Source organism: Marinobacter salsuginis (assembly GCF_009617755.1).
GTDB lineage: Bacteria > Pseudomonadota > Gammaproteobacteria > Pseudomonadales > Oleiphilaceae > Marinobacter > Marinobacter salsuginis.
Window position 1 is genome coordinate 460,376 of sequence record NZ_BGZH01000003.1, and the last position, 12,068, is coordinate 472,443.

Consider the following 12,068-nt stretch of genomic DNA (forward strand, 5'->3'; position numbering starts at 1 on the left):
GAAAGCCACTTACTCTATTAGAGAAAACGTACCAAATGACCAAGCCTATTGCCGCCAACACTCCGGTTGCAGTCAGGCCTCCCAATAAAGGCGATGTTGCACTGTTGATGATTATTGGCAAAGAGGCAGACCAAAGTAAAAAGGTAGTTATCAGGAAGCCATATCGCCAAGCCGGAGCTTTCCTGACCTTTAAGGAGCCCTCTTCGTTTTTCTCTAACGGGTCTAGCTCAATTTCCAACATATTTACACGTAACGCGAAGCTTTGCGGCTATTTTGGAACCGCGAAGCGGTGGAAAAATTGTCCGGCAACAGCGGCTGGTTATGCATTATTCGTAGTGGCTCCAGAGTCTGAGGACTTTCACCACTTGCTCGTCCTCCAGTACTTGGTAGACCAGGCGATGCTGAATATTAATGCGGCGCGAATAGGCCCCCGCAAGATCACCAATTAGCTTCTCAAACGGAGGCGGCTTGCGGTAAGGATCTTCTGCTATTAGCGCTAACAGTTCTTGGGCTTTTGGTTTGAGGCCGCTGGAGGCCAACTTTTTTGCATCTTTCTGAGCCTGCTTGGTGTAAACCAACTTCCATGTCACCAGTCCAGCTCCTCATCGCATGCATCCACGGGGGTATCCATCCCTTCCCGAATAGACTCCCGCATACCGGGTACGGAGAGCAGGTAAAGTGTTTCCTGAATAGCAGACCAGTCTTCTTCGGATACCAGAACGGCTTTGTTCCGCTTACCCATGATAACGATTGGTTGGTGGGACTCAGCGGTCTCGTCAATCAACCGATAAAGGTTGCTACGCGCCTCAGTTGCTGTGATTCCGGTCATGACGCACCTCTTGCGTATTCAATTTTTCACCAAGTGTACGCCTTTGGGTACGTACGTCAAGACGAACGCCTTTGTGGCAGCGACAAAGAGGACTTTTAACTTTCCCAGTTACTGGCTGGAATTCGCTTAACGTGTATATGGCTAACAAGCCGGATGGTGGGGCGGATCAGGAACTGGAAGCTGCCAATGATAAACAGCCAGATGGCTGCCTTCTCGTATTCCGGAAACAGAAACAGGATGCTGCCCACCAGGAACCAGATGGCGATGAAGAAGTCGTTGATGATGCTGATTACTTCGTAGCGGCGGCGAATGATCAGCTCTTCGTGCCCAAACTTCAGGGTCAGTGGGCTGTCAGTGCGGTCTTCAACCATGCTGCTGAGGATCTCTTTTAGAAAGCGGCGGAATGTTCATTCCGCCGCGACTGGGATTATTGCATGTCGTTGAAGGCAGCATCGGTTCTCGCAGCCAGGATAAAGTCGTTCTCGTGCAGGCCACCTATTTCGTGGCTCCACCAGCTCACGGCAACCTTGCCATATTCCAGAACAATCACAGGGTGATGATCTTCCTCTTCGGCAAGTTCGCCAATCTTGGTTGTGAATTCGAGCGCCTTAACAAAGTTCTTGAGCTTGTAGACCTTATGGAGCTGCTCCTCACCGTCAATGTCCAGAATTTCCCAGTCTGGAACATCTTTGTGCAGCTGCTGCTTTTCTTCCTCGGTCGCCTTGGGTGCGTTCGGGCTGCAGGCTTCACAGCTGTGTGCTTTCAGGTCACTCATTTCAACCTCCGTGGTTGATGGCTGTATTACAAGCGTGGGTTGTGCTCCTCGGTTTATCAACCCTTCTCTTGAAATCCGGTCGCTTTCAGAATACTGTATATTTAAACAGTATTTTGAGAGTTTTCATCATGAGCGAGCTTCTGAACACGCTGATGCAGGATGCCCGTGTCTGGCAGGGGCATCGTCATACCCAGACTTCACAGCCGGCGGAACCCACCGGTTACCAGGTGCTGGATAACCAGCTTGGCGGCCTGGGCTGGCCCCGGGGTGCACTGAGCGAATGCCTGTTGGATGCACCGGGTATTGGTGAGCTGCATCTGCTTTTGCCGCTCATGCGGCGGGTGTGCGAAGAGGGCAAAAGCATGTTCTGGCTGAACCCACCACATACGCCCTACGCCCCTGCCCTGGCCCGGGAAGGTGTGAATCTGGACCAGGTGGTGCTGATCCATACCGACGATGAGGGCGATTTCCTGTGGACACTGGAAAACTGCCTGCGTTCACCGGTAACCGGCCTGGTGATGGCCTGGCCGGGGAAGCTGGCCTCGCGGGACGTCCGTCGCCTGCAACTGGCCGCCGAAGCTGGCAGCAATGTGTGCGTGCTGTTCCGGGAGCGGCGCTACGCCGAGCAGAATTCTCCGGCTGCCCTGCGTTTGGAACTGGAACCCGATGAGCAGCAGGCTCTCAAGGTGAATGTGCTCAAACGCCGGGGCAGCTGGCCCGGGCAACGCTGTTCACTGGCCATGGCCCAGCGGGCCGATCTCGCATTCCGTGAAACCACCCGGGTTGTCCGGGGCCCCTGGTCGGGTTCAACCAGGTAATAACGCTCCATGCTCTGGCTGTATCTGCATTTCCCGCACCTGGTGCTGGACCATATTCGCCGCACCCGTGAAGATGAGGGCGCCCTGGTGGTGGTTGAAGGCTCTGGCCAGAAGGTGATTCAGGCCTGCCCGGAAGCCAGGAGCCAGGGTATTCGTAGCGGCATGCGCCTGAAAACCGCCATCAGCCTGGCGCCGGATCTGGGTATGGTGCGTGCCGATGAAACCCAGGAAGCCAGGATTCTGGAAGATCAGGCCCGCTGGCTGTACCGCTACGCCGCCCATATTGTGCTGGTGCCGCCCGATGGTCTGCTGGCAGAGATTGGCAGCCTGCAAAAACTCTATGGCGGCCTGCCCGCTGTTTGGCAAACCGTGGAACAGGGCCTGAATGAACGACAGTTGAACGCCTGGATCGGTATTGGCTATACCCCGTTGGCGGCCCGGCTGATTGCCCGTGCTGGCAAGGGGGAATGCACCGCAGACAAAGGCCACATTCTTCGGAACCTGAGCCAGATGCCCCTGCTGGCAGCGGAATTCGACGAGAAAGCCTGTACCCGGCTGCAGCGCCTGGGGCTGAATACGCTGGGAGAGGTGTTTGATTTACCGCCGGGGGAGCTTGCACGGCGGCTGTCTCCGGAACTGCTGGTTTACATCCAGAAAATCCAGGGCACCCGGCCAGATCCCCGCACACCCTGGCAACCGCCCCACTCGTTCCGGCAACAGGCGGATTTTGTGCAGGAAATCGAACATACCCAGGGGCTGCTGTTTCCGCTCCAGCGCATGCTTGACGAACTGGAAGAGGATCTGTGCTGGCGCCAGCAGGATACCGACAGCCTGCGGCTGATTCTGAGGCATCGGCACGCAGAACCAACCAGGCTGCAGATCCGCACATCCGGGCCGGAGCACAGGGCCGATAATTTCCTCAACCTGATTCGCCTGAGGCTGGAGCAGCACTCCCTGAGTTCCCCGGTTATCTCGATGGTTCTGCGGGTAAAGCGCTTCCTGTCCCGGGAAGCACCTGTCGGGCAGGATCTGCTGGGCGAAACCCAGGACCTGAATGAAGCCTGGCATACCCTGATCAGCCGGTTGCAGGCCCGGCTTGGCGATCAGGCCCTCAGGCAGCTTTCGCCCCAGGCGGATCATCGTCCCGAACGGGCCTGGTCGGCCTCGGAAGTTCTGCGTAAAACCGGAACGCCGCTCATACCGGCGGCAGAACTGCCCAGGCGGCCGCTCTGGCTATTGAAAGGCCCGCAACCGCTGACGGAAGCACCCGTTGCCTGGTTTTCCGGGCCCGAGCGCATCAGCGGTGGCTGGTGGGATGGCCAGCGCGTGCACCGGGATTACTACATTGCCCAGTTAACCAGCGGCCAACTGGCCTGGGTGTTCCGGGACGCCCGGGAAGGCTGGTTCGTGCATGGTTGGTTTGGCTGATGGCTACACAATCTTATGCAGAGCTGTTCTGCTTCAGCAATTTCACCTTCCTGACTGGAGCTTCTCATCCTCACGAGCTGGCTGAGCGGGCACATGAGCTGGGTTACACCGCCCTGGCCATTACCGATGCCTGTTCTGTAGCCGGCATTCCCCGGGCCTGGGCGGCGCTGGCAGAGAGTCCGGTAAAACTCATTACCGGCAGCTGGTTTGAGTTGTCGGATGCCCCCGCCGGCGCCACATTACCCCGCTTTATCCTTCTGGCCCGCACGCGCAAAGGCTACGGCCAGCTTTGCCAGTTGATCACTACCGGCCGCCGTCGGGCTGAGAAAGGCCAGTACCAGCTGTTTTACCGGGACATCGAAACCCACACCCTGGATGACTGCCTGTGCCTGTGGCTGCCCCCCTCGCCTACCGAGGCAAACTCTGATCAGGCACTGGCCTGCGGCGAGTGGCTGGCCCGACTTTTTGACCTACGGCTCTGGATTGCTGCCGCCCGCACCCTGGAATCTGGCGAGGAGCAGCGGCTGGCCCGAATACACTGGCTGGCCGATCAGCTGCGCACACCCGTTGCCGCCGTGGGCGAGGTGCACATGCACAGCCGGGAACGCCAGCCGCTGCAGGATGTACTCACGGCCCTGCGAAATCACACCAATCTGGAGAACGCCGGGCACTGCCTGTTTCAGAATGGCGAGCGATACCTGCGGCCCCTGCCCGTTCTGCAGAGACTGTTTCCGGAAGCCTGGCTGAAAGAAACCCTTGCCATCGCCAGCCAGTGCACCTTCGAGCCCGGCAGCCTGCGCTATGAATACCCGCCGGATCTGGTGCCGGAAGGCGAGACCCCGGCCGGCTACCTGAAACGGCTGACCCGCGAAGGCGAGCGTCGGCGTTACCCGGAGGGCACTCCACTGCAGGTACAAAGCCTGATCCGCAAGGAGCTGGGCCTGATCTCGGAGATGAAGTACGAGCATTACTTCCTCACCATTCACGATATTGTGGACTTCGCCCGCAGCCGGGGAATTCTCTGCCAGGGACGGGGCTCGGCCGCCAACTCTGCGGTCTGTTATTGCCTGGGCATCACCGAGGTGAACCCGGCCCGGGTGGAACTGCTGTTCGAGCGGTTTATTTCCAAAGACCGGAACGAGCCCCCCGATATCGATGTGGATTTCGAGCACGAACGGCGCGAAGAGGTTATCCAGTATATCTACCGGCGCTATACCCGTGAGCGTGCCGCCCTGGCGGCTACCGTGATCCGCTACCGGCCCAAAAGCGCCATCCGCGATGTCGGCAAAGCCCTGGGGTTTGATCCGGCCCTGGTGGAACAGTTGCTGGAAGGTATCGACTGGCGGGACAAGGCCACTAACTTGCGCCAGCAGATTCTCGACAAGAAAATCACCCGCAACCCACAGGTAGCGGACCAGTTCTTTACCCTGGTCAATACCCTGCTGGGCTTTCCGCGGCACCTCTCCCAGCACGTAGGTGGGTTCGTGATCAGCGCCGGGCCACTGGCCGAACTGGTGCCGGTGGAAAACGCCGCCATGGCCGACCGCACCGTCATCCAGTGGGATAAGGACGATCTCGAGAGCCTGGGGCTGATGAAGGTGGATGTGCTGGCCCTGGGCATGCTCTCCGCCATTCGAAAAGCGCTGGAGCTGATCAGTGAAGAAAAAGGCGAGCCTTTCCGGATACAGGACATTCCCCAGGAAGACCGTGGCACCTACGCCATGCTTCAGACAGGCGACAGCATCGGCGTGTTTCAGGTGGAATCCCGGGCCCAGATCAACATGCTGCCCCGCCTGAAACCGGAAACCTATTACGATCTGGTGATCGAAGTGGCCATTGTGCGGCCCGGCCCCATCCAGGGCGACATGGTGCATCCGTACCTGCGTCGCAAGCACGGGCTGGAGCCGGTGGATTATCCAAACGATGCCGTGCGCAAGGTGTTGGAGCGCACCCTCGGCGTGCCCATTTTCCAGGAACAGGTGATCAAACTGGCCATGGTGGCGGCCGGCTTCTCCGCCGGTGAAGCCGATCAGTTGCGCCGGGCCATGGCGGCCTGGAAATCCCATGGCGACCTGACCCCGTTCCGGGAAAAGCTGGTCACCGGCATGTTGGAACGTGGGCACGATGCCGATTTTGCCGAGCGGCTGTACCAGCAGATCTGCGGCTTTGGTGGCTATGGCTTTCCTGAATCCCACGCTGCCAGCTTTGCCCTGCTGGTCTACGTTTCGGCCTGGATCAAGCGGCATTACCCGGCTGCCTTCTACTGTGCCCTGCTCAACAGCCAGCCCATGGGCTTCTACTCCCCCTCACAACTCGTGCAGGACGCACGGCGGCACAATGTCACCGTGCTGCCGCCAGATGTGAATGCCAGCCAGTGGGATCACACCCTGGGAGGCAAAGCACGACACCTACGCCTGGGCCTGAGAATCATCCAGGGCCTCTCTGTGAGTGGTGCCGAGCGCATCCATCAGAGCCGCCCGTCCTCCGGCTACCGTTCCGCCAGCGAGCTTCGTCGTCTGGCTGCCCTGAACCAGCGTGATATGGAACTACTCGCCGGCGCCAACGCCATGCCCGGCTTCACCGCCAACCGCCACCAGGCGTACTGGCAACTGCTCGATCACGAACAGCCCACGGAACTGTTCGCCGAAGAAACCGCTGTCGACTATCAACCGGACTACTGCCAGCAATTGCCGGAACCCTCGGAAGGCCAGAACGTACTGGCCGACTACGCCAGCCAGGGTCTCACCCTTCAGCGCCACCCTCTGGCCCTGCTTCGGGAACAGGGCCACCTGAAGTTCTGCCTCAGCGCCGAACAGCTCAAATCCACCAAAGCCGGCATCCCTGTCCAGGTCGCCGGCCTGGTCACCGGCCGCCAGCGCCCCGGATCCGCCTCCGGCGTTACCTTCGTGACCCTGGAAGACGAAACCGGCAACGTGAACGTGGTGGTGTGGCTGGAAACGGCACGGCGGCAGCGCAAGCCGTTACTGACTGCGCGGTTGTTGCATGTAAAGGGCGTGTTGGAGCGGCAGGGGGATATTGTGCATGTGATGGCGGGCAGGCTTTCGGATCTTAGCCATTTGATTCGGTCGTTGCCGGTTCACTCCCGGAATTTTCATTAGCAACAAAAAACCCCGCACAAAGGCGGGGTTTTCGGTACTGCAGTGAGAAGATCAGCCCAGAAGCTTGATCATCACACCCGCAGCAACCGCAGAGCCAATAACGCCGGCCACGTTCGGGCCCATGGCGTGCATCAGCAGGAAGTTCTGCGGGTTGGCTTCCAGACCAACCTTGTTGGAGACCCGCGCTGCCATCGGCACCGCAGATACACCGGCAGAACCGATCAACGGGTTGATCTGCTCTTTGCTCAGCTTGTTCATCAGCTTCGCCATCAGAACACCGCAGGCGGTACCAATACCGAAGGCAACGATACCCAGGCCGAGGATACCCAGAGTCTGGCCATCCAGGAATTTATCCGCCATCAGCTTGGAGCCAACAGACAAGCCCAGGAAAATGGTCACGATGTTGATCAGGGCATTCTGGGCAGTGTCGCTCAGACGCTCGACCACGCCACACTCGCGCATCAGGTTACCGAAACAGAACATACCCAGCAACGGTGCCGCATCCGGCAGGAACAGAACCACTGCAATCAGTACCACCAGCGGGAAAATGATCTTTTCCTGCTTGCTGACCGGGCGCAACTGATTCATCTTGATCTTCCGCTCTTCGGCCGAAGTCAGCGCCTTCATGATCGGCGGCTGAATCATCGGTACCAGTGCCATGTAAGCGTAGGCAGAGACGGCAATGGCACCCAGCAGGTGCGGAGCCAGAACACTGGATACGTAGATGGACGTCGGGCCATCCGCACCACCGATGATACCGATGGCAGCCGCTTCCAGGATGTTGAACTCCAGAACACCGGTCCAGTCCAACAGCGCAGCACCGATTACAGTACCGAAAATACCGAACTGAGCCGCAGCACCCAGCAGCAGGGTCTTGGGGTTGGCAAGCAGCGGACCGAAGTCCGTCATGGCACCCACACCCATGAAGATCAGCAGAGGCCCGATGGTGCTGCCGATAACCACAGAGTAGAAGTTATACAGCATGCCATTGCCATAACCGAAGTCCTGCGCAAGGGAGTTTGCCGCCGCCATTTCGGAGTAGCTGGCCTCTTTCACCGCCAGCTTGAAGGCTTCCTTAAGCTCGGGCGTTACTGCCTGCCCGGCCTGATAAGCCACATCCAGGGGCGCGGCCAATGCGGCCAGAATCTGCGTTGCTTCGTTCTTCAGAGCGAAGTGGATGGCATTTTCCGCCGCAGTCAGGGCCAGGCCTGCCTCCGGAATATTCGCCAGAATGCCACCAAACCCGATGGGTACCAGAAGCAGCGGCTCAAATTTCTTGTTGATCGCAAGATAGAGGAGCAAGAGGCCGATGGCGATCATGATCACCTGGCCGATCTCGATGTTGAACAGGCCACTACCTGTCCAGAGTGTCATTAATTTTTCCATGGAATGCTGGCCCTTTATGCGATTGTCAGCATTTCATCATCAGGAGAGACGGCATCACCGACCTTGATGAAGACTTCGCCGATAGTGCCGGCTTTCGGCGCGCGAACCTCGGTTTCCATTTTCATGGCCTCGAGGATAATCATCACATCGCCCTCTTCCACGGTGTCACCCGGTGAAACCAGGACCTTGAAGATGTTGCCACCCAGAGGCGCGACCACAGGCTCGCCTTCACCTGCTGCAGGTGCCGGAGCCGAAGAAGCAGCCGGTGCGGAAGCAGCACCGCCCTCACCCTGAATCTGGGTGATCTCACCACCTTCGGAAACGGCAACCACAAACTTCTTGCCGTTCACTTCAACGGTGTAGGTCTCGGGCCCTTCGGACTTCTTGGCCGGAGCTGCGCTTTCGGCGGTTGGAACCGGCTCGAACGCATCCGGGTTGTCACGGTTTTCCAGGAACTTCAGGCCAATCTGCGGGAACAGCGCGTAGGTCAGAACGTCGTCTTCGACATTTTCCGCCAGCTTGATGCCCTTCTCTTCGGCCAGCTTCTTGAGCTCGTCGGTCAGCTTGTCCATTTCCGGCTCAAGCAGATCTGCCGGACGACAGGTCACAGGCTCTTTGCCATCCAGAACACGCTCTTGCAGTTCCTTGTTCATGGGCGCAGGTGCAGCACCGTATTCGCCTTTAAGAATTGCAGAGGTTTCCTTGGAGATGGACTTGTAACGCTCGCCGGTCAGAACGTTCAGCACCGCCTGGGTACCGACGATCTGGGAAGTCGGGGTTACCAGCGGGATGTAGCCCAGGTCTTCACGAACCTTGGGAATCTCGTCCAGTACCTGGTCGAACTTGTCGCTGGCATTCTGCTCACGCAGCTGGTTTTCCATGTTGGTGAGCATGCCACCCGGTACCTGGGCAATCAGGATGCGGGAGTCGGTACCACGCAGGCTGCCTTCAAACTTGGCGTACTTCTTCCGTACCTGACGGAAGTAAGCGGCAATTTCTTCCAGCAGGTTCAGGTCCAGGCCGGTATCACGATCGGTACCCTCAAGAATCGCAACCACGGCTTCGGTGGGCGAGTGACCGTAGGTCATGCTCATGGAAGAAATCGCGGTATCCACGTTGTCGATACCGGCTTCCGCGGCCTTGATGGCGGTAGCGGTGGACATGCCGGTAGTGGCGTGGCACTGCATGTGAATCGGGATGTCCAGCTCTTTCTTCAGACGGCTGACCAGATCAAAGGCCACGTACGGCTTGAGAATGCCCGCCATGTCTTTGATCGCGATGGAGTCCGCACCCATGTCGGCGACTTCTTTCGCCAGCTCGACCCACATGTCGATGGTGTGAACCGGGCTGGTGGTGTAGGCAATGGTGCCCTGGGCGTGTTTGCCGGTCTTGCGAACAGCCTTGATGGCGCGATCCAGGTTACGGGGATCGTTCATCGCATCGAAAATACGGAACACGTCCACGCCATTCTCGGCGGCACGCTCACAGAAACGGTCAACCACATCATCCGCGTAATGACGGTAGCCCAGCAGATTCTGGCCGCGCAGAAGCATCTGCTGCTGGGTGTTGGGCATGGCTTTTTTCAGCTCGCGAATGCGCTCCCAGGGATCTTCGCCCAGGTAGCGGATGCAGGAATCAAAGGTAGCGCCGCCCCAGGACTCCAGGGACCAGAAACCGACCTTGTCGAGTTTCTCGGCAATAGGCAGCATGTCATCCAGCCGCATACGGGTGGCAAGCAGGGACTGGTGGGCGTCACGCAGGATAACGTCCGTAATCCCCAGCGGTTTCTTTGTGTCAGTCATCGTGTCAGCCTTCTGTTTAAAGGTTCTAGTCTTTTACCGGCTCACTTCTTGTGGCGCGACCGGAATTGTGCAATCGCCTTCTTGATGGCCTCGGCGGTGTCAGGGTCAACCGACGCGGGCGCCTTCGGCTTGGCACGTGGCGTTTTGGCCGGGGTTGCCGGCTCTGGCGGCGCAAACCGTCCTATAAGCTTGGACATGAGGAGTGTCGCGAATACCAGAATAATCAGGAACACGAACACAAACCCCATTCCGGCAATCATCAGATCGACGGCTTGTGACATCAGGTCATTCATATCGAACAGCTACCTGTATTGATTTATGTTTCTCCCGAACTTTGCCCGGACTGACCAGTTAGACTAAGGTCTAACAGCCTTCCGCCACAATTCGGGGGGCAAAATCCTGCGTAATTTACCGTTTTCAGGGCCCTCGGGCAACCTGAATGCAAAAATCTATACGGGGTTTCCGAGCGTCGCGGCCCGAAAAGACACACATTTACCCAGACGAAGCAATTCTCATTCAGGCATATCGGACGCGGATTTTACGGCCTTTTACCTTGCCGTTTTCAAGCCTGGACAACGCCTTGCCTGCCAGCGACTTTTCAACCGCCACAAAACACTGATGGTCGAACAGATCGATCTTCCCGACGGCCTTTCCGGGCAGACCGGCTTCACCAGTCAGGGCGCCCATTACATCCCCCGGACGAATCTTGTCCTTGCGGCCACCGGCAATGCACAGGGTTTTCATGGCGGGCGTAACGGGCTTCAGGGGCGTCGCCAGAAGGGCCTCGGTGTCTCCCCACTCCACGGCGCGCCCTCTCTCGGATTCGATACGACTGATCTTGTGGCCTTGGGCCGGTGTGCAGAAGGTGACGGCATGGCCCTGCTCACCTGCCCGGCCGGTGCGCCCGATGCGATGAGTGTGAACCTCGGGATCCCGCGCAGGTTCAGCATTGATCACCAAAGGCAGAGACTTGATATCAAGGCCTCGGGCGGCCACGTCGGTGGCTACCAGGATGGAACAACTCTGATTGCCAAAGCGCACCAGCACGCTGTCTCGATCCCTTTGTTCCAGATCCCCGTGCAAAGGCAGTGCGGAAAAGCCTCGCTCACCAAGCTCCTGCGCCAGTTCGTCGCACTGCTGCTTGGTGGTGCAAAAAACGATACAGGACTCAGGCTGCCGCTCGGAAAGCAGCGCCACAATGGCATCCGATTTGGATTGCGGCGACACTTCGTAGAACAACTCTTTGATGTCCGGATTCTCTCCGGCTTCTTCAGCGCGAACATCTACCGGGCTCTTCTGATACTGCTTGCTCAGTTCTCGGATGGGCGCGGGCCAGGTCGCCGAAAACATCATGGTCTGGCGGGAGGACGGCGTCTGGGAAAGAATATCTTCCATTGCCTCCTGAAAACCCATATCGAGCATGCGGTCTGCCTCATCAAGCACCACGGTTTTCAGCCGTGCCAACGAGAGAGTTTGCTTGCGCAAGTGGTCCTGGATCCGTCCCGGGGTTCCAACCACAATATGGGCGCCATGGCTAAGCGACCCGATCTGGGGGCCAATGGCCACACCACCGCACAGAGTCAGCACCTTGATGTTATCCCGGGCCCGTGCCAGCTCACGGATCGCTTTGGCCACCTGATCCGCCAGCTCCCTGGTGGGGCATAACACCAGCGCCTGCACCGCAAACAGCGGGGGATTGAGCTTCTCAACCAGGCTGATGCCAAAGGCCGCCGTTTTTCCGCTACCGGTTTTCGCCATGGCGATGATGTCTTTGCCGGCCAGCCCTGGCGCAAGCGCCTTCGCCTGAATCTCCGTGGGTTGAGCAAAACCCAATTGGTCGAGGTTCGAACGCATGGCCGACGACAGGCCAAAGTCATTAAAAGAAGACATAGAAGAAAATCCCGGAATCAG

At 58.4% G+C, this 12,068-nt stretch carries 11 protein-coding genes; 3 read left to right on the forward strand and 8 right to left on the reverse strand.

The genetic code is table 11. The features are described 5' to 3' along the window. Nucleotides 1-326: 326 nt before the first annotated feature. The 4 genes from GJU83_RS16155 to GJU83_RS16170 all read right to left on the reverse strand — a co-directional run bounded on the left by GJU83_RS16155 (nucleotide 327) and on the right by GJU83_RS16170 (nucleotide 1,604). Nucleotides 327-590 carry a Txe/YoeB family addiction module toxin gene (locus GJU83_RS16155; protein WP_068440496.1) on the reverse strand — a complete coding sequence of 88 codons (264 nt, stop codon included), beginning with the start codon at nucleotides 588-590 and terminating at the stop codon, nucleotides 327-329. Continuing rightward, complete coding sequence (locus GJU83_RS16160; protein WP_069184580.1) at nucleotides 587-829, reverse strand: type II toxin-antitoxin system Phd/YefM family antitoxin; 243 nt, start codon at nucleotides 827-829, stop codon at nucleotides 587-589. Before GJU83_RS16160 ends, GJU83_RS16155 begins: the two co-directional genes overlap by 4 nt. 95 nt (nucleotides 830-924) lie before the next feature. After that, nucleotides 925-1,200, reverse strand: a complete 276-nt coding sequence (locus GJU83_RS16165) for a YrhK family protein (RefSeq protein ID WP_069184579.1) — start codon at nucleotides 1,198-1,200, stop codon at nucleotides 925-927. Nucleotides 1,201-1,256: 56 nt separating this feature from the next. Further along, nucleotides 1,257-1,604, reverse strand: coding sequence for a 4a-hydroxytetrahydrobiopterin dehydratase (locus GJU83_RS16170; protein ID WP_153634711.1), 348 nt, complete (start codon nucleotides 1,602-1,604; stop codon nucleotides 1,257-1,259). A 128-nt stretch (nucleotides 1,605-1,732) separates the two neighbouring features. On the opposite strand from GJU83_RS16170, the gene imuA reads away from it, so the two are divergent. The 3 genes from imuA to GJU83_RS16185 are packed head-to-tail and all read left to right on the forward strand — an operon-like array spanning nucleotide 1,733 to nucleotide 6,969. Next, nucleotides 1,733-2,422, forward strand: coding sequence for a translesion DNA synthesis-associated protein ImuA (imuA, locus tag GJU83_RS16175; RefSeq protein WP_153634712.1), 690 nt, complete (start codon nucleotides 1,733-1,735; stop codon nucleotides 2,420-2,422). Between the two features lie 9 nt (nucleotides 2,423-2,431). After that, nucleotides 2,432-3,850: a Y-family DNA polymerase gene (locus tag GJU83_RS16180; protein ID WP_153634713.1), complete on the forward strand. Its 1,419-nt coding sequence runs from the start codon at nucleotides 2,432-2,434 to the stop codon at nucleotides 3,848-3,850. Then, the gene (locus GJU83_RS16185) at nucleotides 3,850-6,969 is read left to right on the forward strand and encodes an error-prone DNA polymerase (RefSeq protein WP_153634714.1); all 3,120 of its coding nucleotides are present in this window, start codon (nucleotides 3,850-3,852) and stop codon (nucleotides 6,967-6,969) included. The genes GJU83_RS16180 and GJU83_RS16185 overlap by 1 nt, the downstream gene beginning before the upstream one ends. A gap of 51 nt (nucleotides 6,970-7,020) precedes the next feature. Here the strand turns inward: GJU83_RS16185 and GJU83_RS16190 are convergent, their stop codons facing one another. The 4 genes from GJU83_RS16190 to dbpA form a co-directional block, all read right to left on the reverse strand. Next, entirely contained in the window at nucleotides 7,021-8,355 is a 1,335-nt protein-coding gene (locus GJU83_RS16190) for a sodium ion-translocating decarboxylase subunit beta (protein WP_153634715.1), read from the reverse strand. 14 nt (nucleotides 8,356-8,369) lie between these two features. Beyond that, the gene (gene oadA, locus GJU83_RS16195) at nucleotides 8,370-10,157 is read right to left on the reverse strand and encodes a sodium-extruding oxaloacetate decarboxylase subunit alpha (protein WP_069184573.1); all 1,788 of its coding nucleotides are present in this window, start codon (nucleotides 10,155-10,157) and stop codon (nucleotides 8,370-8,372) included. A gap of 41 nt (nucleotides 10,158-10,198) precedes the next feature. Next, a complete protein-coding gene (locus GJU83_RS16200) occupies nucleotides 10,199-10,450 on the reverse strand; it encodes an OadG family protein (RefSeq protein ID WP_008172126.1) in 252 nt (83 codons plus the stop codon). Nucleotides 10,451-10,673: 223 nt separating this feature from the next. Further along, the gene (dbpA, locus tag GJU83_RS16205; protein WP_153634716.1) at nucleotides 10,674-12,047 is read right to left on the reverse strand and encodes an ATP-dependent RNA helicase DbpA; all 1,374 of its coding nucleotides are present in this window, start codon (nucleotides 12,045-12,047) and stop codon (nucleotides 10,674-10,676) included. Between the last annotated feature and the right edge of the window lie 21 nt (nucleotides 12,048-12,068).

Bases quoted from the DNA above. Each gene is read 5' to 3' on its own strand.
- GJU83_RS16160 (WP_069184580.1), bottom strand. From the start codon at position 829: ATGACCGGAATCACAGCAACTGAGGCGCGTAGCAACCTTTATCGGTTG.
- GJU83_RS16165 (WP_069184579.1), bottom strand. From the start codon at position 1,200: ATGGTTGAAGACCGCACTGACAGCCCACTGACCCTGAAGTTTGGGCAC.
- GJU83_RS16170 (WP_153634711.1), bottom strand. From the start codon at position 1,604: ATGAGTGACCTGAAAGCACACAGCTGTGAAGCCTGCAGCCCGAACGCA.
- imuA (WP_153634712.1), top strand. From the start codon at position 1,733: ATGAGCGAGCTTCTGAACACGCTGATGCAGGATGCCCGTGTCTGGCAG.
- GJU83_RS16180 (WP_153634713.1), top strand. From the start codon at position 2,432: ATGCTCTGGCTGTATCTGCATTTCCCGCACCTGGTGCTGGACCATATT.
- GJU83_RS16185 (WP_153634714.1), top strand. From the start codon at position 3,850: ATGGCTACACAATCTTATGCAGAGCTGTTCTGCTTCAGCAATTTCACC.
- GJU83_RS16190 (WP_153634715.1), bottom strand. From the start codon at position 8,355: ATGGAAAAATTAATGACACTCTGGACAGGTAGTGGCCTGTTCAACATC.
- oadA (WP_069184573.1), bottom strand. From the start codon at position 10,157: ATGACTGACACAAAGAAACCGCTGGGGATTACGGACGTTATCCTGCGT.
- GJU83_RS16200 (WP_008172126.1), bottom strand. From the start codon at position 10,450: ATGAATGACCTGATGTCACAAGCCGTCGATCTGATGATTGCCGGAATG.
- dbpA (WP_153634716.1), bottom strand. From the start codon at position 12,047: ATGTCTTCTTTTAATGACTTTGGCCTGTCGTCGGCCATGCGTTCGAAC.